At 41.5% G+C, this 22310-nt stretch carries 19 protein-coding genes, 6 tRNA genes and 1 pseudogene; 18 read left to right on the forward strand and 8 right to left on the reverse strand.

The genetic code is table 11. The annotated features are described in order from the left end of the window. Positions 1-104 precede the first annotated feature (104 nt). The 3 genes and pseudogenes from FTT99_RS16575 (at position 105) to FTT99_RS13495 (ending at position 2510) form a co-directional block, all read left to right on the forward strand. A pseudogene (locus FTT99_RS16575) lies at positions 105-830 on the forward strand (CPBP family intramembrane glutamic endopeptidase). 23 nt (positions 831-853) lie between these two features. Then, on the forward strand, positions 854-1372 hold the full coding sequence (locus tag FTT99_RS13490) for a DUF1543 domain-containing protein (protein WP_180114467.1): 519 nt from the start codon (positions 854-856) through the stop codon (positions 1370-1372). Positions 1373-1517: 145 nt separating this feature from the next. Next, complete coding sequence (locus FTT99_RS13495; protein WP_111885385.1) at positions 1518-2510, forward strand: DUF2804 domain-containing protein; 993 nt, start codon at positions 1518-1520, stop codon at positions 2508-2510. A gap of 51 nt (positions 2511-2561) precedes the next feature. On the opposite strand, the gene FTT99_RS13500 is transcribed toward FTT99_RS13495, so the two are convergent. Further along, positions 2562-3437: a metal-dependent hydrolase gene (locus FTT99_RS13500; protein ID WP_078191325.1), complete on the reverse strand. Its 876-nt coding sequence runs from the start codon at positions 3435-3437 to the stop codon at positions 2562-2564. A 145-nt stretch (positions 3438-3582) separates the two neighbouring features. Between FTT99_RS13500 and FTT99_RS13505 the strand changes: the two genes are divergently transcribed. Then, positions 3583-4611 carry an AraC family transcriptional regulator gene (locus FTT99_RS13505; protein WP_180131080.1) on the forward strand — a complete coding sequence of 343 codons (1029 nt, stop codon included), beginning with the start codon at positions 3583-3585 and terminating at the stop codon, positions 4609-4611. Positions 4612-4695: 84 nt separating this feature from the next. On the opposite strand, the gene FTT99_RS13510 is transcribed toward FTT99_RS13505, so the two are convergent. Next, positions 4696-6030, reverse strand: a complete 1335-nt coding sequence (locus tag FTT99_RS13510) for a Na+/H+ antiporter NhaC family protein (protein WP_180094923.1) — start codon at positions 6028-6030, stop codon at positions 4696-4698. A 363-nt stretch (positions 6031-6393) separates the two neighbouring features. Between FTT99_RS13510 and trpA the strand changes: the two genes are divergently transcribed. Genes trpA through FTT99_RS13530 form a run of 4 tightly spaced genes read left to right on the forward strand, consistent with a single transcriptional unit; the run spans position 6394 to position 10344 of the window. After that, a complete protein-coding gene (gene trpA, locus FTT99_RS13515) occupies positions 6394-7197 on the forward strand; it encodes a tryptophan synthase subunit alpha (RefSeq protein ID WP_180128585.1) in 804 nt (267 codons plus the stop codon). Next, on the forward strand, positions 7194-8090 hold the full coding sequence (gene accD / locus FTT99_RS13520) for an acetyl-CoA carboxylase, carboxyltransferase subunit beta (RefSeq protein ID WP_111885388.1): 897 nt from the start codon (positions 7194-7196) through the stop codon (positions 8088-8090). Before trpA ends, accD begins: the two co-directional genes overlap by 4 nt. Beyond that, positions 8087-9370 (forward strand): bifunctional tetrahydrofolate synthase/dihydrofolate synthase, encoded by a 1284-nt coding sequence (folC, locus tag FTT99_RS13525; protein ID WP_180131082.1) that lies wholly within the window; start codon positions 8087-8089, stop codon positions 9368-9370. The genes accD and folC overlap by 4 nt, the downstream gene beginning before the upstream one ends. Further along, positions 9367-10344 (forward strand): SPOR domain-containing protein, encoded by a 978-nt coding sequence (locus FTT99_RS13530; RefSeq protein ID WP_180108124.1) that lies wholly within the window; start codon positions 9367-9369, stop codon positions 10342-10344. Before folC ends, FTT99_RS13530 begins: the two co-directional genes overlap by 4 nt. A 14-nt stretch (positions 10345-10358) precedes the next feature. Here FTT99_RS13530 and FTT99_RS13535 read toward each other — a convergent pair whose 3' ends face one another. From FTT99_RS13535 to FTT99_RS13545, 3 genes are all read right to left on the reverse strand, one after another. Next, positions 10359-10964, reverse strand: a complete 606-nt coding sequence (locus FTT99_RS13535; RefSeq protein ID WP_180131084.1) for a dual specificity protein phosphatase family protein — start codon at positions 10962-10964, stop codon at positions 10359-10361. After that, entirely contained in the window at positions 10954-11781 is an 828-nt protein-coding gene (locus FTT99_RS13540; RefSeq protein ID WP_180131087.1) for an MBL fold metallo-hydrolase, read from the reverse strand. Before FTT99_RS13540 ends, FTT99_RS13535 begins: the two co-directional genes overlap by 11 nt. A gap of 303 nt (positions 11782-12084) precedes the next feature. Beyond that, positions 12085-12720 carry a peroxiredoxin gene (locus FTT99_RS13545; RefSeq protein ID WP_180024520.1) on the reverse strand — a complete coding sequence of 212 codons (636 nt, stop codon included), beginning with the start codon at positions 12718-12720 and terminating at the stop codon, positions 12085-12087. Positions 12721-13057: 337 nt separating this feature from the next. On the opposite strand from FTT99_RS13545, the gene secA reads away from it, so the two are divergent. The 10 genes from secA (at position 13058) to FTT99_RS13595 (ending at position 19697) form a co-directional block, all read left to right on the forward strand. After that, the gene (secA, locus tag FTT99_RS13550) at positions 13058-15781 is read left to right on the forward strand and encodes a preprotein translocase subunit SecA (protein WP_180078805.1); all 2724 of its coding nucleotides are present in this window, start codon (positions 13058-13060) and stop codon (positions 15779-15781) included. 144 nt (positions 15782-15925) lie between these two features. After that, on the forward strand, positions 15926-16282 hold the full coding sequence (locus FTT99_RS13555) for a hypothetical protein (RefSeq protein WP_078194125.1): 357 nt from the start codon (positions 15926-15928) through the stop codon (positions 16280-16282). A gap of 159 nt (positions 16283-16441) precedes the next feature. Beyond that, positions 16442-17662, forward strand: a complete 1221-nt coding sequence (argJ, locus tag FTT99_RS13560) for a bifunctional glutamate N-acetyltransferase/amino-acid acetyltransferase ArgJ (protein ID WP_180131090.1) — start codon at positions 16442-16444, stop codon at positions 17660-17662. A gap of 153 nt (positions 17663-17815) precedes the next feature. Continuing rightward, positions 17816-18883: a quinolinate synthase NadA gene (gene nadA, locus FTT99_RS13565; RefSeq protein WP_111885394.1), complete on the forward strand. Its 1068-nt coding sequence runs from the start codon at positions 17816-17818 to the stop codon at positions 18881-18883. A gap of 154 nt (positions 18884-19037) precedes the next feature. Next, positions 19038-19114 (forward strand) — tRNA-Pro (locus tag FTT99_RS13570). A 45-nt stretch (positions 19115-19159) separates the two neighbouring features. Further along, positions 19160-19236, forward strand: a tRNA-Arg gene (locus FTT99_RS13575). 44 nt (positions 19237-19280) lie between these two features. Continuing rightward, positions 19281-19356, forward strand: a tRNA-His gene (locus FTT99_RS13580). 3 nt (positions 19357-19359) lie between these two features. Further along, positions 19360-19436, forward strand: a tRNA-Pro gene (locus tag FTT99_RS13585). Positions 19437-19541: 105 nt separating this feature from the next. Then, positions 19542-19617, forward strand: a tRNA-His gene (locus FTT99_RS13590). A 3-nt stretch (positions 19618-19620) separates the two neighbouring features. After that, positions 19621-19697 (forward strand) — tRNA-Pro (locus FTT99_RS13595). Positions 19698-19812: 115 nt separating this feature from the next. Here FTT99_RS13595 and FTT99_RS13600 read toward each other — a convergent pair. Genes FTT99_RS13600 through FTT99_RS13610 form a run of 3 tightly spaced genes read right to left on the reverse strand, consistent with a single transcriptional unit; the run spans position 19813 to position 22015 of the window. Beyond that, positions 19813-20292 carry an OmpA family protein gene (locus FTT99_RS13600; RefSeq protein WP_180161603.1) on the reverse strand — a complete coding sequence of 160 codons (480 nt, stop codon included), beginning with the start codon at positions 20290-20292 and terminating at the stop codon, positions 19813-19815. Positions 20293-20300: 8 nt separating this feature from the next. Continuing rightward, complete coding sequence (locus tag FTT99_RS13605) at positions 20301-21518, reverse strand: diguanylate cyclase domain-containing protein (RefSeq protein ID WP_180161605.1); 1218 nt, start codon at positions 21516-21518, stop codon at positions 20301-20303. Next, positions 21515-22015, reverse strand: a complete 501-nt coding sequence (locus tag FTT99_RS13610; RefSeq protein WP_171319270.1) for a YfiR family protein — start codon at positions 22013-22015, stop codon at positions 21515-21517. Before FTT99_RS13610 ends, FTT99_RS13605 begins: the two co-directional genes overlap by 4 nt. Positions 22016-22310 lie beyond the last annotated feature (295 nt).

Below are 22310 nucleotides of genomic sequence, written 5' to 3' on the forward strand. Positions count from 1 at the left end.
AAAATTTTATTGAGGCAAATCACTACAAAATAGATGCAGAATAAAAGTGTGAAATAAATCACAATACTGTGGAAATTTTATTGCTTTAGAAAGACTTTATAACAATGACATTTACCCAATTGGTTCGTGCAGAATCCTTTCCAACCCATATTTCTTGGCAATGGCGTGATACTTTTGCGCTGTGTATTCTTCCGCTGATCTTGTTCAACAGTTATGTCTTAGACCAATTTTTGGGTGTTTCAGCTCAAGTTGCTTTGGGTGATTCGATCTTTCGCGGTATTTTATTTATTGCCGTGTGTTGGCTCTATAAAACGATGCTGTATACGCACTGACAAAAGTATAAACAGGCTTTTTGGCGTTCAAGCCTGTTGGTGGTTGTCGGTGCAGTCGCTTTACAAGTGGTGATTTTTTTTACACGCAGCCTGTTGCCAGTGGGCGAGAGCATTGAAAAAGAATCGACCATTGATCCCAATACGATTGCCTTTTTCAGTTTGTTGATCATCAGTCTTGGGCCATTATTTACCGCATTGCTCGAAGATATTATTTTCCGCTATACCTTACTACAAAAGCTATTTGTACAGCCGTGGCCGTGGCGAGTGATCTTGGTCTTGCTGAACTCAATCTTATTTGGCTTGATTCATTATCATAATTTTGATGGCAATTTAATTGCGACCATCAGTTTTATGGCGGCAGGCCTATTTCTCAACCTGATCTATTTGTGGACGCGTAACATTTGGCATGTCTTACTCATTCATTTCGTTAACAACGCGGTACTATCGTTAGGCGGCGTGATTTTATTGAAATTGCTTCAGCCCTATGTGGGCAGTTGAAGTCAAAAATAGGGGGGAAGATTGTGTCTAGTTTATTTATGGTGATGCTCGGCGGACGCCATTCAAGAGCAAATATCGAAGTGCATGATGTCATTCTTGCAGTGGGTAACGCATTAGAAGAGGTTTATCCACAACTGAGAACGGCATGGTTTGGTGAGCAAAAAGGCTTACATATTGATGCTTGGGCACAGGTACATACAGTCAGCACTGAAAATCGGCATTATCGTATCCAATTTTGTGATGCCGCGCCCCGAGCTGAAGATGAAAAATTATGGCTGATTAATCTCGGGGGATATGATGCCCGCGAATTTGGTGAATTACATCGTTATGTTTTGGTGACGGGACAAAATGCCAGCGTTGCAAAACAACGGGGCAAGGCTTTTTTTGAGTCACATTGGCAAAAACAACATACCGACCGAACCCTAGATGTTGATGATTGTATTGCGATTGATCATGTCTATGGGCGCTATATCGAATTGGTTGAAACGCCGCATAGCCAGCAAAATTCATGGAAAAATGATTACATCTTAATAAATGAATAATTGTGATGATTAAGAGCTGAAATGTCAGCTTTTATATTTTTTTGTGATATTCGCCTGAAATCAGATGGATTGTCTTTTCAGGCGTTAAATAATAGGCATAATAACATTCAGGATTTAGACCTTAAACCTCAATGGAATGGCGTATATGGATTTAATACGGCCGAATGGACAGCCGCATTATGGGCGTTTTAGTGAACTTCCCAATCGCATCGATTTAAGTAAGTATGAATATAAGACACCGTATGGAAAACGACTTCAAGGTTGGCGTAAGCGTTTAAAATATAAAAAATTTAAATTTTGTTGTATTCAGCATGAACATTATACGATTGGTCTAGCGATCGCCGATATCGCGTGGGCGGGGCACGGTTTTGTCTATGTGTATGATCATATTTCGAATGAAGTATTGGAATGGAATTCGATTAATTTCCTGTCACGTAATACCGTTTTAGATGAACAACCTTTATTTAATCAGAGTCATTTTATTAAGTCAGGGATTCAACTGGACATTCAGCATGCCAATGGTGTGCGATACATTCAAATGTCGAAACATGGTGAACTCAAACTGAGTGCCCGAGTGTTTTGTGCGGGGACAGATCCGCTGAGTATGTGTAGCCCTACAGGGATTAATGGTTGGACCTATACTCAAAAACTAACGACGTTAGGCTGTGAAGGTTTCTTTATCAATAAACAAGGCAAGACCATTCAATTTCATGACCGGACATTGGTGTCTTTAGATGATACCTGTGGTTTTCTTCGTCCTGAAACCGCATGGTTTTGGTTATCGTGTAACTTTTGGGACAGTCAAAATCGACGCGTTGGGATCAATCTTGCCTCAGGGGTAAATGAAAGCTTTGGCAATGAAAATTGCCTTTGGGTCAATGGACATCTATATGCCATGTCTGATGTACTGTTTCAGCAACAAGGCGATAATCAATGGAATATTAGCTCATTAGATAACAGCTTAAATTTGATCGTCACCACAGGTTGGCGGCGCTATGAAAACCTGAATTTAAGATTGGTCGGTAGTCAGTTCAGTCAATGGCAGGCAAAAATTAGCGGTACAATTCAACGTGATGGCGAAGAAATAGTATTCTTAAATGAATATGGTTTACTTGAGCAGCACTATGCAAAATGGTAAGTCTAAGCCTATAAAAAAGCCGCAATCGATGCGGCTTTTTTTATTCAATTTTTATTTTGCAGCTTGCCAAAACACTTCCGCAGCTTGAATTGGATCATTGGTTTCTTCATAAGTTTTTAACCAAAGATCATAATTTTGCACAATGGGATGCTGACTCGGATGGAAGTCTTTTTTAAACCAATCTCGATATGGCTTGCTCATTCGGGTGAGGGTGCCATTTTTACCAAAGAACCACGGTAAGCCTTTCATATTTAATTTTAAACGTTCAGTGAAACTGAAGCCGTCATGTTTCAGCATCACATTGGCACGGTATAAGGTAAAGCCGAGCATCAATCCACTGGTCCAAACCAAAGTGAATTTCTTTAAATTTTCATCGACCTTAGCCACATCTTTCATCACATCAAAAGCCACATCGCGATGTTCCATTTCTTCTATCGCATGCCAAATAAATAATGCACGGACATAAGGATGCGCAGATTCTAGTACGGACTTTTGGCTACAGAACGTTTCAGCCATCAGCGCAGTCAAATGCTCGGCAGAAGCCGTCATGGCAATGTTGTATTCAGGTGAGCGTTTGCTCAGTTCAAATTTAAAAATTTTATTCAGACGTTTAATGAACGCATCGACAGGCATGCCTTGTTGTTTCATCAACATATTCATTTTGTCATGCGCCATACCGTGCTGCGCTTCTTGACGAATAAAGTCAGCGACACGTTGCTGTAAATCAGGGTCTTGAATTTGACTGCGGAACAGTCGTACAGATTCAATAAAATAGCGCTCGCCATCAGGAAAGGTCAGGCTCAAGGCATCAAACATACGAGTTAAAAAGGGGTCTCCGCCAAACCAATAGCGCGGGATTTCTTCTAACTTAAAATTCAGTTTTGTGCGAACAATAGGTTCGACTTGATATTTGACGATAGCATTCATGATATTTTTTCTGTGCGAGTCGTGTTGATTGCAGTATGTCGGAGAAATTGCACTTTATTTTGACAGATATTGCCAATTTTTATACATTTTACGCCATGATGAAAATATAAAATGTCAGAATTGGCAGGTCAGAAAGAGGGGCGAGATGGCTGAAATTCAGATCCCAAATGGTTACTTCCAACTATGGAATATGGTCTTACTTGAGCGTGAATTAAACTATACACAGCTCGAATGGATTGCGCCGTATGCTGCGCAAATTCAGCATGTGCTGTCTTTGCCGATCGACTCTCAATCGCCGAATTCTTTTTTTAACAGCATCATGCAACTGACTCAGCAGCATCTGGATTGTCCGCAATTGGTTTTTGAAATGGCCAAGTATATTCGTGCGGAGCATTTTGGGGTGTTAGGCTATATGGCGACACTGAGTAATAGCGTTGCAGATGCTTTGAAATATGTGATGCGATTTAGTCGTTTGGTGATTGATGGGGCGCAAATTGTGCCAATGAATATGAGCCATCAAGATCATCAAATTATTCTGTCTTGGCCACAGCATGATGATGAATATGCTTTGGTGAATGAGTTGACCATGGCCTGTATGGCACATTTGGCCAAGCAAATTTTTCCAGATTCTTTAAAGTTACTCCGCATTCATTTTGCCCATGCGCCGCGGATGGCACGTTATCACTATGAAAAGTTTTATGGCTGCCAAATGGAATTTTCGACCCTTAAATATTCATTTGTGATTCATGCAGATAGTTTGGATTTAAAGTCAGAACTTGCTGATCCGTCACTGATGCAATTGTTATTACGTCAGGCCGAAGAGGCGATCGCCGCTCGTCCGCAACATGCAGATCCAATTCTACAGATGCAACAATGCATCGCTGATCATCTCAAACAAAAACAGCAAGCCCCTAAAATAGAGTGGTTAGCAGAGGAGTTACATCTGTCAGTCAGAACCTTGCAACGACAGTTAAAGGAGAAAGACACCTCGTTTAAACGGCTTTTGGAGCTTGAACGGATGAAACGCTGTGAATATCTACTTTCACAACAAACCCATTTGACGGATATCGCGTTGCAGTTAGGATATTCAGATCAGTCTGCTTTGGCACGTGCTTTTAAGGCATATAGTGGAGAGACATTATTAGCGCGAAAAAAAACCTTGAGATTAGAATAAAACTTGCAGATTGCTCGTTAAGAAAAGCCTTTTAAACAACATTAAAAAAAGCGGTCAAACGACCGCTTTTCTTTAAAGCCAAGCTTATGCCGCAGCTTTTAATTTTGGATACCGAAGTAAAATGGCAAGGATGGCAAAGATTGCCAAGACCCAACAGTAATACACACTACCAATCAGTTCCACAGGCGAAAGTTTTGCGATCGAACAAGCCAGTAACAGCTGTGCACCATAAGGAATGAGACCTTGGACTACGCAAGAGAAAATGTCCAAGAGCGCAGCAGCACGTTTAGGGTCTACACCATATTCTTTCGCGACTTCACGTGCCATGTCACCAGATAAAATAATTGCGACAGTGTTGTTTGCCACAAATAGGTTGGAGAAAATCACCAAGAAACTGATACCAATTTCACCTGCGCGTTCAGCACCAACTTTAAAGTAGCGTGTCATGCTGTAAATGCGTTGAATTAGCCATTCTAAACCGCCTTCTTTTTGCATAATGGCAGAAATACCACCCAAGAAAATAGAAAGCAGGGCAACTTCAAACATGCCGGTAAAGCCGTCATAAATAGAATTATTTAAGCTTAAGAAATTAAATTCAGGTTGAATCACCATACCAATCAAGCCAGACAGTAAGACACCAATGGTCAGTACAGCAAGCACGTGCAAACGTGAAAAGGCCAAAATAAATACGGCTAAATACGGCAAGATCAGCCACGCATTATAGGCTTTGTGTTCAATCGCTTGTGAGCCTTGACTCATGAATAAATAGATACAGATGCTGACAATCGATGCAGGAACAGCAATCCAAACATTGACTCTAAATTTATCGCGAAGCTGAACTTTTTGACTGTTCGTTGCAGCAATGGTGGTATCTGAAATCATCGACAGATTATCACCAAACATAGCACCGCCGACCACAGCACCAATGGCATACACCACTTCAATTTCGGTGACTTGAGCAAAACCAAAGGCAATTGGTGCACAGGCTGCAATAGTGCCCATGGAGGTTCCCATCGCTGTGGCAATAAAGGCCGCAATAATAAACAGCATGGGCAGCACGAACTCAGGCGCAATCATCGATAGTCCCAACTGCACTGTTGCATCGACACTACCGATGGCACTGCTGACACTGGCAAAAGCACCAGCGAGCATAAAGACCATGAACATTAAGATCAAATTCGGGTGGCTAGCACCTTTCATAAATGTATCAATCGCGTCATTTATCTTGCCGCGATAGAGCAAAATTGCCAATACAATTGCAGGAAGAGCAGCGACTGGGGCTTTCACTTGATAGAACGCAAACTCAGTTCCAATGATGGAATGGTAAATACCACTGCCCAAAAAAATGGTCAGAAAAACAATAAGCGGGAGCAGTGCAAATGCCCGAGCAGGCACTTTCACTTGTGAATCGGAGGACATAGGAGATAAAAAAATAAAAGTATGCGGCTAGTATAAAGCAGGTTTTGCAATTTAAGGAAAATTAAAATGTAAATGCTAAGCCTGTTATTTTTAACATTTTTTTGATGATAAAATTAAGTTAATCTAAAACCTTATAATTTTGCCAGATCCTAAAATTAGGCATCTTTGATCATTGTGAAAAAAACTGAAATATCGGTAAATGATGCTTTCGGGTTGTTCTGGAAAATTATGTTTGCATGAGAAATGCCGACTGAGGATTGTATGCCCTGTTCAATGGGTAAAAAATAGCGTTACAATGCGATGTCTTGTATTTCGACAAAACCCACATCATAGTTTTGATTCATTCAAGGAAAGTATAACCCTATGTCACGTTTAGCCACTCGATTTGGAACGCTTAAATCTCAACAGCGTAAGGCCTTGGTTTCTTATGTTATGGCTGGTGACCCTCATCCACAAGTAACGGTACCTTTGTTACATCAAATGGTTGAGGCAGGTGTAGATGTGATCGAATTGGGTCTTCCATTTTCAGACCCAATGGCGGATGGTCCTGTTATTGCACTTGCCGCGGAGCGTGCGCTTGCTGCAGGAACCAATACTCTAGATGCCTTGAACATGGTGAAAGAGTTCCGTAAAAACGATTCAGAAACACCCGTGGTACTGATGGGCTATTTAAACCCCGTTGAAGTAATCGGCTATGAAAAGTTTGTTGCCTATGCACATGAATGCGGTGTAGATGGCGTGCTCTTGGTGGACCTTCCACCAGAAGAAGCAAAAGATCTAGATGCAGTATTGAAAAAATACGACATGGATCAAATCTTCTTACTTGCGCCAACATCCACTGATGAACGTATTCAGCATGTGGTGAAACAAGCCAGTGGATTTATCTACTATGTTTCTTTGAAAGGTGTGACAGGTGCAGCGACTTTAGACGTTGCTGAAGCTGCGGCACGTATTCAAAAAATCAAATCGTATACTCAGGTACCAGTTGGCGTTGGCTTTGGTATCAGTGATGCAGCATCGGCGAAAGCCATGGGTGTGGCTGCAGATGCGGTGATTGTAGGTAGTGCTTTTGTTAAACAATTTGCAAACTTAGCGCCAGAACAAGCTGTAATCGAAACAGTGAATAAAGTGAAGGAGCTTCGAGCTGCGCTCGATGAGTTAGTATGAGTCAAGACGCAAAAACAGGCAAAATTCTGAGCGCATCTACGCCATGGACAGAGCGTGCGGTACCAGGTATTCATGTACCTGATGAACAGCAAGCATTAAAGGCGACATTTACTGAGCCGACGATTGAATGTCCTGAGTGTCATGCACTTGTGACTCGTACTGCAATGTCATTTAATGCCTACGTTTGTCCGCAGTGTGATGAACACTTGCGAATGAAAGCGCGTGATCGTTTGAACTGGTTCTTTGACCAAGTACAAAAAGAATTGGGTCAAGAATTTAAAGCCAAAGATCCACTGAAATTTGTTGATAGCAAAGCGTATCCAGACCGTATGTCTGAAGCGCAGAAGAAAACCGGTGAAACAGAAGCTTTAGTGGTGATGCAAGGAACGCTGAAAGGCATTCCAATGATTGCGACTGCTTTCGAATTTGATTTCATGGGCGGTTCAATGGGCACTGTAGTTGGTGACCGTTTTGTTCAAGCGGCTGAACTTGCGATTAAATCCAAACAACCACTTATTTGCTTCGCTGCCTCTGGTGGTGCGCGTATGCAAGAAGGCATGTTGTCACTCATGCAAATGGCGCGTACTTCTGCTGCCATCCAAAAAATGAAAGATGCAGGCTTGCCTTATCTAGTGGTGCTGACACATCCAGTCTATGGTGGTGTGACTGCATCATTGGCAATGCTCGGTGATGTTCACTTGGCTGAACCGAAAGCCATGATTGGTTTTGCTGGTAAGCGTGTGATTGAGCAAACTGTACGTGAAAAATTGGAAGAACCGTTCCAACGTGCAGAATACTTGCTTGATCATGGTGTAGTCGATCAAATTGTCCACCGTCATGCATTACGTGATACAGTTTATCGTATTGTAGCGAAATTGATGAACTTGCCTTGAACACAGCACCACTTGCAACTGATTCTTTAAACACATGGCTCGATTATTGGAGCCATGTTCATGTTACGGGTATTGATTTAGGACTGGAGCGGGTAATTCCTGTTGCAGATCGATTGGGCGTAACTCAGTCTGATGCCAAAGTTCTGACGGTTGCTGGAACCAATGGGAAAGGCTCAACCACAACGACATTGGCTGCCATTTTAAATGCGCAAGGTTATAATGTGGGTTTATACCAATCACCGCATATCTATCGATTCAATGAACGTGTAAAGCTTCAAGGTGTTGAAGTAGCCGACCAAACCCTGATTGATGCTTTTGTAGCTGTTGATCAGGCGCGTCGTGAATGTGAATTAAGTTTATCTTTTTTTGAAGCGACCACTTTGGCCGCTTTTGTTATTTTTAAACAACGACATTGTGATGTATGGGTACTTGAAGTAGGCCTAGGTGGTCGACTTGATGTAGTCAATGTTGTCGATCCAGATGTTGCAGTGATTACCAATATTGGTTTAGACCATACCGATTGGTTGGGCGACACCATTGAAAAAATTGCTTTTGAGAAAGCAGGAATTATTCGTCCGAATATTCCCGTAATTTTTGGTGGGCAGCAAGTTTTGCCTGAAGCTATTCGTCAAAAAGCAGAAGATTGCCAAGCCGCTTTACATGTACTCAATCGTGATTATTTTTATCAGTACAGTGATGACGGACAATCTTGGATGTTTGCCTCATCAGGTTCAACCTTAAAACTCCCCGTGGGTTCTTTGGCACTCGAAAATATCTCTACGGCTGTAGCAGCAATATTGGCCAGTGGTTTGGTGGTCTCTCAGCAGTCGATCGCTCAGGGGATTATCAATGCCAAGTTACAAGGCCGTTTTGAAGTTAGAGAAATTGCAGGAAAAACGGTGATTTTCGATGCGGGACATAACCCGCATGGTGTTGAATTTTTGTTAAAGCAATTGCGAAATTTCCTCCAGTACAATAAACAATACACAGAAGTGATCAGCGTTTTCTCCATGCTGACTGATAAAGACATAAATTCTGTCGTTAACTTATTGAAAGATACGGTAAGAATGTGGAAAATTGCACAATTAAATGTGCCACGTGCGGCATCTATCACACAATTGGATAGCGCACTGCAGCATCAAGTCGTAGAACATTATGACAATGTGCAATTAGCTTTTAAGTCCGCGCTGGAAGAAACAAAGAATAATCAGCTGATTCTGGTATGTGGTTCATTTCATACCTTAGAAGCGGTATGGGAGTATCTGGAAGAATGTCAATGAATAACAAACAACGCTGGATGGGTGGTGTTGTTTTATTAGGTGGTGGTGTACTGCTGGCCGCACTTTTACTTAAAGGCAAAGAAGAAATACATCAAAATCAAAGCCAAACCCCTGAAATGGCTCAAGTTGAGCAACAAGGTCAGGGTGCGGGTAAAATGTCATCATTGACAGTTGATGTTGAAACTGAAAAGCGCTTGCTCGAAGAACAACGACGTACTCGTGAAAAATCGGTTGCGGAGCAAGAAGCACGCGCAGCAGAATTTTTAGCGATGCAACAACAAGCGGAAGCTGATGCAGCACGTAAAGCAGCAGAAGAATATGCAGCTTTAAACGCACATCGTTCAGCTCAACAAAGTTCGGATAATATTCCTCCCGAATTGGTTGAAGATGAAAAAGCCAAGCAAAAGCGTTTAGCTGAGGATAAGTTGGCGGCTCAAAAAAAGTTAGAGAGTCAGTCGGCGCAGCAAAAGGCTGATCAGGCACGTATCGCAGCAGAAAAACAAAAAGCTGAAGCAAAACGTAAAGCGGACGCTCAAAAAGAAGCTGAACGTAAAGCACATGCTGAAGCTGAGAAAAAAGCTGCAGATAAGAAAGCAGCCGAAGCGAAGCAACAAGCTGAAGAAAAGCGTAAAGCCGAAGAAAAACACAAGGCGGAAGAAAAGCGTAAAGCCGAAGCCAAGAAAAAAGCTGAAGCTGAAAAAGCACGTGATCTGTTGGAAAATGGCGATAAGCAATGGATGGTGCAAGTTGCACTGGCTGCCAATGAAGCCAATGCAGATGCCGTCGCTGCAAAATTACGTGCAAAAGGCTATAAAGTGACGAAGAGTCCTACATCTAAAGGCATTCGTATTATGGTCGGTCCTTCGAAGGACCGTGATGCTGCGGACGCAACACGTAAAAAGATCAATTCAGATGCAAGTTTGAATATGAAATCGGCTTGGGTGATTGATTGGGTACCACTCGATAAACGCTAAGTTTATATGAGGATTTACCTTTGATAAGATGGATTCAGTAGTTGCTGCTGAATCCATTTTACATTTTCAGGGCTGAATAATCGGTCTATATTTTTCCAAATAGGGTGGAAGCCATAGCCACCTTGTTTCATTTCACGTTTTGCCTCCTCAATGGACCAATGCTGAAAAATAATACGGTACATTGCCACACTCGCGCCTGTACGGTCTGAGCCGTGGTAGCAATGGATTAACACTTTTTGCTGCTGTTGTTCAGCCACTTTTATAGTTTTCATCACTGCCAGTAAATCTTCACGATCGATTTGCCACGTGTGTATCGGAATATGTACAAATTTAACCTTTTGCGTATCAATGACATTGTTTAAGCGTTCTGGGTCATGATGCCGTGAACGTAAATTTATGATCACATCGATTTGCTGTTCTCGTAGAACAAGGGCGAGATCTGCATCAGGTTGTTCACTGCGAAATAGCGTTGGGCTGATTTGATAAAAATTATGCTGTTGATGAACGACTTTCCCCCAATGCTGAGGACGTTCATTTAACGGTAATGGATTTGATGTCATGCAACCCGTGAAGCTGAAGCTAACACTGAGTAGGATCATTGGTAGGATTTTAGCGGTCATAGCTTATATTCTGATAGCGAGCGAATTCGAATGGGTCATGTGCACAGATGAGATCGATGTCCGGATGCTGCGCTAACTGCTGAATCTTATGAAGAGAGTGCAGTCGCTGTGTATTGTCGGTGGCAAATAAACGCTCAAGCTGATTTAAGGCCCGCGAATGAAAATTTGGATTTAATTGATGATGTGAGTAATAAGCATCGCCACAATATAACAACCAGCGACGGTTATTTTTTATTGCAATACCGGCATGACCCGCGGTATGTCCCAAAAGCGGGAGCATTAAAATTTCCTCTTGAAAAATAGATAGACCGGCAGTGTGCTCTAAGTTAAACCATGCTTTAGTCCCGATGCTTTCGATAAAATTCCAATAACGATGCAGTTGGAATTGCTGTGGTCGATAGCGCAGTCGTGATTTTAAGCTATGAATGTTTTGAGTGGCGTTATATTCACTGGCTAAGACATGCACAGTCGCCTGCGGAAAATCAGAGATCCCGCCAGCATGATCAAAATCTAAGTGTGACAACAAAATGTGTTTAACATCTTGAGCCTTAAAGCCTAATTTTTGAATTTGATGAATCGCACTTAGCTGCGGATTAAATTTGATCTGCGCTGTGCGTGAAATAAACCGACCTAAACGATTTTGTGGATGCAAATAATCTTGTAAGCCCAGTCCTGTATCGACTAAGACGAGCCCTTTATCGGTTTCAATGAGCAGGCAATGACAGACCAAATGTGCGCGAAAGCCTTTCTGTCCAAATAAAGGGGCACACGTTGGACAAAAACTACCACAATGTAAATGATGAATTTGATGAATCACGGTTTGTTATTTTCAAGTTTTTATTAGTTATAACGGAATTGTGATGTTTAACCAATCTAATCCCTGAAAGGAATTTGTAATCAAAAAAAGCTCATCCGGAGATGAGCAGGTTGGAGAATGCCAGAACGGGCTCGTCATTCGTTCTGAGGGGAAAACTATAAGTAACTATAAGTAACTATGGTTATGATTCTGAGTTGGGTCAGGTGCTGCACTTAAAAATAGTTAAATTTGTACCTTCGCTTTGGTCACTCACAGCAGAGCTTCTTATCTTGCGCTCGGACAGCGTAATGCTCCGTTTTATCCTCACTTAGGTTGAGGCGTTAAACGAAGGTAAGGCGTAACTGCGTTATACCCTTGAGGAAAGCGTTGTTTGATTTCCTCTTCATCTTTTAATGACGGCACAATCACCACATCTTCACCTTGTTGCCAGTTGGCCGGTGTTGCAACTTTATGGTTGTCTGTCAGTTGCAAAGAGTCAATGACACGTAAAATTTCATGGAAGTTACGCCCTGTAGATGCAGGATAAGTAATGATTAAACGGACTTTTTTATGTGGATCGATGATCACCAAAGAGCGAACAGTTAATGTTTCGCTTGCATTGGGGTGAATGAAATCATAAAGGGTGGACACTTTACGGTCTTTGTCTGCAATGATCGGGAAGTTGACCGTGGTATTTTGAGTATTATTAATGTCATTAATCCAACCATGATGCGACTCAACATCATCAACAGACAGGGCAATGGCCTTGACACCACGTTTGCTAAATTCATCTTTTAGTTTTGCGGTAAATCCAAGTTCTGTGGTGCAGACTGGGGTGTAATCGGCAGGATGCGAAAATAAAATGCCCCAACTGTCACCTAAAAAGTCATAAAAATGAATGCTGCCTTCGCTTGAGTCTTGAGTAAAGTCTGGTGCAGTATCACCTAAACGAATCGTCATGGAATATCCCCGTATTTATTGAATTTGTTTAACTTGAAAATAAATATGAAGGATTTTTTTTATGATTAAAAATAGTGTTTTTTCATTTCTTTATGAATATATTTCATATAAAACAGTTTTATTGGGGAATAAATGCGAAATATCTCACGACAGAGTCACTATGTTGTCTGCAGAAAATTTGTTACATTAGCTTGCCTTAAGTCTCCGGGGCTAGAACCCGAGCGCAGAATATTTAAGGGGATTTTTGTGCAAAACCCTTGTACTTCGAATTTCTAGCACCATAATAACGACTAAGAAAATATATTCATTTGACAAGCAAGATTTAGAGAGTCTATTCATGTTGGCAAGTCTGATCGGAGGAATCTTCGGTACCAAAAATGAGCGCGAACTCAAACGCATGCGTAAAATCGTAGAGAAGATTAATGCGCTCGAGCCGACGATATCTGTTCTAAGCGATGCAGACTTATCTGCAAAAACTGAAGAATTCAAAGAACGTTATAAAAAAGGCGACAGCCTTGATAAATTATTACCTGAAGCGTTTGCTGTTTGTCGTGAAGCTGCGAAGCGTGTCATGGGCATGCGTCATTATGATGTACAGCTGATTGGTGGTATTACTTTACATGAAGGTAAGATCGCAGAGATGCGTACCGGTGAAGGTAAAACCCTCATGGGAACGCTTGCTTGTTACCTCAATGCGATTAGTGGTGAAGGTGTTCACGTGATTACGGTGAACGACTATCTCGCACAGCGAGATGCTGAGTTAAACCGTCCATTATTCGAATTTTTAGGTTTAAGCATTGGGATTATTTACTCAATGCAAGACCCAACTGAAAAAGCTCAAGCGTATCGAGCTGACATTACTTACGGTACCAACAACGAATTCGGTTTCGATTACTTGCGTGACAACATGGTGTTTTCTGCTGCTGAGAAAAAACAGCGCAGCTTAACCTATGCCATCATCGATGAGGTCGATTCGATCCTGATTGATGAAGCGCGTACACCGTTGATCATTTCTGGTCAATCAGAAGACTCATCTCAGTTGTATGCTGCCATTAACAGCATTCCACCAAAACTTCATGCACAAAAAGAAGAGAAGGTACCAGATGGTGGTCACTTCTGGATTGACGAAAAACAGCGCTCTGTAGAAATGACCGAAGTCGGTTATGAAACTGTTGAAGCTGAATTGATTCAAATGGGCTTGCTTGCTGAAGGTGAAAGTTTATATTCATCTGCTAATTTAAACTTGGTACACCATGTTTCTGCGGCCATTCGTGCGCATTACCTATACCAACGCAACGTGCATTACATCATCCACGAAGGTGAAGTGATCATTGTCGATGAAAACACTGGTCGTACCATGCCGGGTCGCCGTTGGTCAGAAGGTTTGCATCAAGCAGTAGAAGCCAAAGAAGGTTTGGAAATTCAACCTGAAAACCAAACACTAGCAACCACAACATTCCAGAACTATTTCCGTCTTTACAAGAAATTATCGGGTATGACGGGTACTGCAGATACTGAAGCTGCAGAGATGAAAGAAATTTATGGCTTGGATGTTGTACTTATTCCAACCCATCGCCCGATGATTCGTAATGACCAAAACGATTTAATCTATTTAAATCGTGAAGGTAAATACAACGCCATCATTCAAGAAATTCAACGTATTCATGAAGCGGGTGTTGCGCCGATTCTGATTGGTACAGCAACCATTGAAGCCTCTGAAATTTTATCAGATAAGCTGAAAGAAGCTGGTATTCAACATGAAGTACTTAATGCGAAACAACATGAGCGCGAAGCGGATATTATTGCGCAAGCAGGTTCACCTCGTGCAGTGACCATTGCGACTAACATGGCTGGTCGTGGTACTGATATTCTGTTAGGTGGTAACTGGAAAGCGTTGCTGGCGAAGATTGAAGAGCCGACTGAAGCAGACGAAGCACGTTTGAAAGCAGAGTGGGAACAAAATCATGAAATGGTGCTGAACTCTGGCGGTTTACATATTATCGGTTCAGAACGTCATGAATCTCGTCGTATCGATAACCAGTTACGTGGTCGTGCGGGCCGTCAAGGTGACCCAGGTGTATCACGTTTCTACTTGTCGCTTGAAGATGACTTGATGCGTATCTTCGCAGGTGATCGCGTAGTTGCAATGATGCGTGCCATGGGTCTGAAAGAAGATGAAGCCATTGAGCATAAAATGGTTTCACGCTCGATTGAAAATGCACAACGTAAAGTTGAAGCACGTAACTTCGATATTCGTAAAAATTTATTGAAATACGATGACGTAAACAACGAACAACGTAAGATTATTTACTCGCAACGTGATGAAATTCTTGTTGAACCGTCTTTACAAGATTACATCGAAACAATGATTCAGGATGTGACTAAAGGCATGATCGAAGTATATATTCCACCTGAGTCTATTCACGATCAGTGGGATATAGAAGGTCTTGAAAAGGCGCTACGTGAAGATCTATCGATTGAACTGCCAATTTCGCAGTGGTTAGAGCAAGATCGTCGTTTGGATGAAGAAGCTTTGGTTGAACGTATTACTGATGAAGTTCTTCAGCACTACCGTTCACGTCGTACGCAAATGGGTGACGAAACGGCTGCAATGCTCGAACGTCACTTTATGTTGAATTCATTGGACCGCCATTGGAAAGAGCATTTGGCAGCAATGGATTACTTACGTCAAGGGATTCATTTACGTGGTTATGCGCAGAAAAATCCTGAGCAAGAATACAAAAAAGAAGCCTTTAATTTATTTGTAAACATGCTTGCTGTGATTAAGTCCGATGTCGTGACAGATTTATCTCGTATTCATGTGCCTACAGCCGAAGAACTTGCAGAAATGGAAGCTCAAAAACAGGCTCAAGCTGAATCAATGAATCTTCAGCTGTCACACAACGACTTTGATAATTTGTTGGCTGAAGCCAATGGTAATGATGTTATCGATGCGCAATACACACCTGCAGAGCAAGTGATTGTTCCGCCAGAAAGTCGTAACTCGCCTTGCCCATGTGGTTCAGGTCTAAAATATAAACAATGTCACGGTAAAATCTAAACAGCATTTTTTAATTTCAAATAAATCAGAGCCTTAGTGCTCTGATTTTTTATTTACACTACTAATCTGACCTGAATAGTATTTGCAGTTCAGTAGATTAAATGTTATTTAGTTTCTATCAATAACCGTAAGACGGAAAAGACAATGAAAAAAGTACTAAAACCGTTCATGATTGCTGCTTTGGCTTTGCCAACTTTTGCCTTTGCAAACGCTCCTCAGACGACTTCTTTAGAGAAAGTTCAACAAGCAGTTGGTCCAACAACAACTCAAGTACAGGTTGGTACTGACGGTCAAGTGACTGTAGCAAGCCCGCGTACGGGTATTCGTTATACCTTTGCCAATCCAAATCGTCCAATCGTATTGCAAACTGCAAAAATTGCAGCAGCCAATGCGGCGAATGCTGACCGTATTGTGGCTGAAAACCCAGCCCTTTCTGCTGCGAGTCAACAAAAAGCGAAACAAGTGCTTCTTGATGAAGCAACTCAGCTTGCGCGTAACTAATTTACGACGAACATCGATAAAGACCAGTCGAAAGACTGGTTTTTTATGTGCAAAAGAAATGCTCAATAAAATTACAGCAAAACCGTGCTTCTGCTCGATTTTTTATAGATTTTGCACTAAGCTGTATTTTTTATAACTCATATAGTTGGACGTTGAAAAATGGCAGTTGGTGACGTATCTATGCCGCAGATGCATGTGGTGAAAGGTGTAAAAATCGGTTCGGCTGAAGCGTATGTGCGCTATCAGAACCGACGTGACCTTGTCATTTTTGAATTTGCTGAAGGTTCTAATGTCGCAGGCGTTTTTACTCAAAATGCATTTTGTGCAGCACCGGTCCATATTTCGAAAGCCCACTTATTAGCAGGTAATCCACGTTATTTAGTGATTAACACCGGAAATGCCAATGCCGGTACTGGCAAAATCGGCATGGCAAACGCTGAGGCGACGTGTGCGAAACTGGCAGAACTGACAGGTGTTCAAAATACAGAAGTTCTTCCATTTTCAACAGGTGTAATTGGTGAGCAATTACCTATTGATCGTTTGGTTCAAGGCTTGCAACCAGCATTAGATAGTTTGCAGGAAGATGCATGGTTGGATGCGGCAACGGGCATTATGACCACTGATACAACACCTAAAGGTGCATCTGAACAGTTCGAACTAGATGGCATTCTGTATACTATGACAGGTATTTCTAAAGGCGCAGGCATGATTCGTCCAAATATGGCGACCATGTTGAGCTATGTGGCAACTGATGCACCCATTAGCCGTGAGCTGGTGCAACAGCTTTTGAAAACCACAGTTAACCTGTCGTTTAACCGTATTACGGTAGATGGTGATACCTCAACGAATGACTCATGTATTTTGATTGCAACGGGGCAAGCTGGTGGCGTAGAAATTACTTCAGAAACAGATTCACGTTATGCTGCTGTTTTAGACGTGTTAACACGTGTGATGAAACGTCTTGCACAGCTCATTGTCCGTGATGGTGAAGGTGCGACGAAGTTTATTACTGTGGCAGTAGAAGGCGGCGCAGATACTCAAGAATGTTGTGATATTGCTTATAGCATTGCACATTCACCGTTGGTTAAAACTGCAATCTTCGCATCAGATCCAAACTGGGGCCGTATTTTGGCAGCTATTGGTTATGCAGGTGTGCCAAACTTAGATGTTGAAAAAATTCAGGTCTGGTTAGGTGATGTTCAAATCTGTAAAGACGGTGGTGCCGCAGCAGATTATACCGAAGCAGCAGGGGCTGCAGAGATGGAGAAATCTGAGATCACGATCCGTGTAGATTTAGGACGTGGCAGTGCTCGAGATACTGTGTATACCTGTGACCTGTCGTATGATTATGTCAAGATTAACGCAGATTACCGTTCATAAAATATTTGATGTTTTTGAAAAGCCTCCGTTGTGAGGCTTTTTTATAAGTGGAACTTTTTAATGACCGGTAAAAAATAGCCAAGTGCCATATTTATGGGTCAGTTGTGAAGCACCTGTGTAGTAGCAGGCATTAAGGGTAGAGAAGACGTTGTGATGAATAATGCAAACAACTTAATTGCAAATGAAGCAAAATCAATTGTACAAGCGCATTTGGATCGTTTGGGTGATGTTAAAGAGCATCACTTAACGGAAGCTGCAAAGCTTGAAAAGTTTGAATTAATTAAAGCGGAACTCAAAAAACGTAACGCTGTCCTTGTTGCACACTATTACTGTGATCCTGAAGTGCAGGAACTAGCAGAACAGACCGGTGGATGCGTTTCGGATTCACTTGAAATGGCACGTTTTGGTCGGGATCATGAAGCAACGACGTTGGTGGTTGCAGGAGTGAAATTCATGGGGGAGACCTCGAAGATTTTATCTCCTGAGAAAACCGTACTGATGCCTACTCTAGAGGCAACATGCTCACTTGATTTGGGTTGTCCTGTCGATGAATTTACCAAATTTTGCGATGCACATCCGGATCATACGGTTGTGGTATATGCCAATACCTCGGCGGCAGTGAAAGCGCGTGCAGATTGGGTGGTAACCTCGAGCTGTGCTGTTGAAATTGTTGAGCATTTAGATAGTTTAGGTGAAAAAATTATTTGGGCACCCGATCAGCATCTCGGTCGCTATATTCAAAAGAAAACTGGTGCAGACATGTTGCTATGGGATGGGGCATGTATTGTCCATGAAGAGTTCCGTGCACGTGGTATTGCCAATATGAAAGCGCTGTATCCTGATGCAGCAGTTTTGGTACATCCAGAGTCACCAGAATCTGTGGTGGATATTGCAGATGCCGTCGGTAGCACCTCGCAATTGATCAAGGCTGCACAAACCTTGCCACACGAACGTTTAATCGTGGCAACAGATCGCGGTATTTTTTATAAAATGCAGCAAGCTGTGCCGAATAAAATTCTCATCGAAGCACCGACGGCAGGTGAGGGAGCGACTTGTCGTTCATGTGCACATTGCCCTTGGATGGCGATGAATGAATTGGATGGCATTCTGGAAGTTTTACAAAAAGGCGATCAGGAAATTTTTGTAGATCCGGCATTGGCTGAGCGTGCTAAATTGCCTTTAGATCGGATGTTGAATTTCAGCGCCAGTTTAAAACGTTAATTTTTGCTTGAAAAATGATTAAAGTGCTTGATAAATAATCGCTTGAAATGATTTTTTATGTTTTTTTGAAGATAGGTGTTGACGTTAATCAACGTCACGCCTAGAATGCACACCGTACCGCACGATATGCGATACAGCGAAAGCTGAGATGAAACGGAGCATAGCACAGCCTGGTAGTGCACCTGGTTTGGGACCAGGGGGTCGTAGGTTCGAATCCTACTGCTCCGACCAATTTCTCAAGGCAAAAATCGCGTGATAGTCTATGTCATCGGTAATGCGCCTGTAGCTCAGTTGGATAGAGCATCCGCCTTCTAAGCGGATGGTCACAGGTTCGAATCCTGTCAGGCGCGCCATTTTAATGGTCTTCTGATACTAGAATCTGAAACTTGTTGTGATGGTGGATGTAGCTCAGTTGGTAGAGCCCCGGATTGTGATTCCGGTTGTCGTGGGTTCGAATCCCATCATTCACCCCAATTCGGAGCATAGCACAGCCTGGTAGTGCACCTGGTTTGGGACCAGGGGGTCGTAGGTTCGAATCCTACTGCTCCGACCATTTTCTTAAAGAAAACGGTCGATAAAAGATACCGCATACAGCGGTTTTTTTATGCCTGTAATTTAAAATGCGTTATATTGGTTATTCACAAGCAAGAATATGATGGTGGATGTAGCTCAGTTGGTAGAGCCCCGGATTGTGATTCCGGTTGTCGTGGGTTCAAATCCCATCATTCACCCCAATTCGGAGCATAGCACAGCCTGGTAGTGCACCTGGTTTGGGACCAGGGGGTCGTAGGTTCGAATCCTACTGCTCCGACCATTTATTTCAAAAACAATACTGTAAAAGATGCCGCATATAGCGGTTTTTTTTATGCCTAAAATTTATAAACACAATAAAAAAGCCACCATAAGGTGGCTTTTTTATATTCTGCTATTTAGGGAATGATGGTGACATTTACGCGACGGTTGATGGCACGATTGGTTTCGGTGTCATTAGAGACCATCGGCTGTTCAGCACCACGGCCAATAATTTGAATATTTGAACTGTTATAACCTTGCTTTAAAAAGACGTTTGCGACGCTTTGCGCACGTTTTTCTGACAGTTGTTGGTTGTAATTGGCTTGTCCAACATTATCCGTATGACCAATAAACTTAATTTTGTTTAGGTCATATTTAATCAGTTGAGTGGCGAGGGTATTTAGTTTGCCTTCTTGGTGAGGTTGAATTTGATAATCATCAAAACCAAATAAAAGTCGTTCTGGTAGGGCAAGTGTCCAACCATCATTGGTCAAGACAAACCCTTCTTTTTTAAGCATGCGTGCTTGTTTGTAGCTTAAGTTACCTAAACTCATGCAGGCTGTCATAGTGGCCGTGAATGCAATTATAAATAAAACTTTAAATGCGTTCTTTAACATAGCAAATCCTATGAGTTGGGGCGTTGAAGTGCAATGCACCAATGATTATTAGAAAGTTTAGCATCATACATGGCGCGATCCGCATCTGCGATTAGATCTTCTGGCGATTTCGCATTTTGGATCAGTGCCACACCAATATTAGCTTGTAATGCAATATTATGTTGCTCATAAACAAATGTGGAACCATAGCATTCATGTATTTTGTGACAAAAGACTTCGAGTTCTGTCAGGAAATTTAAGCGATTGATAATAATTGCAAATTCATCACCACCGAGTCGCGCAATGAAAGCATCATCTGGCAGTGCTTGTTTTAAACAATGTGATGAGGCACGCAGTACTGCATCCCCAGCTAAGTGACCATATTGGTCATTCACATGTTTAAAGTTTTCAATATCGACAAAGAACACGGCAGCGTTCGCTTGTAAGTCAAATAGCTCAAACAGCTTTTCATAAAAATAATTGCGATTTGGTAATTGGGTTAATGCATCATGACGTGCTAGATGAATTAGCTTGTCATTTTCTGAAATTAAGTTTTTATTTGACTGTTCAATTTCACTAAGTAAACCATTAAAGGCGGTACTGAGTGCGTGTAATTCTTGAATATCAGAGTTTGAAACCCGCATTTTATAATCTTTCTTAATACTAATGGTTTGAGCTGATTCAACAATAGAGCGAACGGATTGCATTAAGTATTGATAAACAGAGTTCACCGACCAAAACACAGTAGCCAATAAAAGAATAAAACCTAAAAATAAACCCAGCAAAATTTTATGGAAGAAACTAACTAAATCTGACGAGTTTCCATATACGACCAGTTCGCCGTAACTTTTCTGATCATGATGGATATCTAAACGAATCGGTTGGCTAAAGAAGAAATAATCTAAAATCGCTTGGCTAGAAAATGTAGAAATTGCTTGTTGCTCAGCATGAGCCAGCGACGCATTTTGATGGTTTGTAATTTCTATTGAACGGATAGGATATAGTTGGGTGTATTCATTTAAAATTTGACTCATCGTTGTTTGGTCATTAAACACCACAGCCGGTTGAACACGTTCGTTAATCGCATTTGATAAAATCGTTAAGCTGTTTTTTGCATAGGTATGCATGGTATAGGTGGAAATTACCAAAAAAATCGCAGAACAAATCGTAAAAGTTAAAGCAAAGATAGTGAGCTGCGAACGCGTAAATAATTGGTGTAATGTAATTGGGTTATAGAGTTGTTTCATTCAGCTGACTCCGAGGACTTCGCCAGTAATAAAACGCGTGGGTCAATATGTATTTGTGACTGCGTTAAGCTTTCCATATTAATTTTAAACGAATAACTCTGATTTTTTTTATACAAACAAAATGCACTGCCAGACTCACATTCACTATTGTTACTACTTAGAGAGAGGGCGGGGAAATTAACATGGTTGTTTAAAATACTTTGTTCTTCTTTTGCTGATAGATTGGAAAAAAATAAAACTTGGCAATGACTAGATTTGATGTCAATCACATTGATGGCTGTAATTTTATAAGTGCTGTGGGTTGGCGCAAGTTTTTTAAAATCATTGACTAAACTTGAATTATTAATCACGCAAAATTTGGGTGAAGTGGTTTCCCACTTGGCATAACTCAAAATAGAGAAAGTGGTTGTGAAAATATTTGCTGTGGGAGCTGCATATAATAAGGGTGAAATGGAGCACGCCATTATTAAATAGGCAGTTTTTTTAAAAACAACCATACGAAATCAAAAATGTCTAAAATTAAATGGAATGAAAATTGGGTGTATATACGTTTTATTATATGAAATAGGGCGTATATAGCCCAATAATAATACAAAAGAATGTTTATGTGTTTAAAAAAACGACATGCGTAAAATAAATCATAAAAAAGGTGTTGCGTTGGATCAGAAATGCTGTAGAATGCACATCCATCGGCGGTGATGAAGATTAAAACTCCTGATAAAACAATGACTTGGTTGAATTGATTAAGTTGGGTTTTATTTGATAAGTTTGAAAATAATTTGAATTACTGGT

This window comes from Acinetobacter sp. YH12040 (assembly GCF_013420005.1).
In the GTDB taxonomy this organism is placed as follows: Bacteria; Pseudomonadota; Gammaproteobacteria; order Pseudomonadales; family Moraxellaceae; genus Acinetobacter; species Acinetobacter amyesii.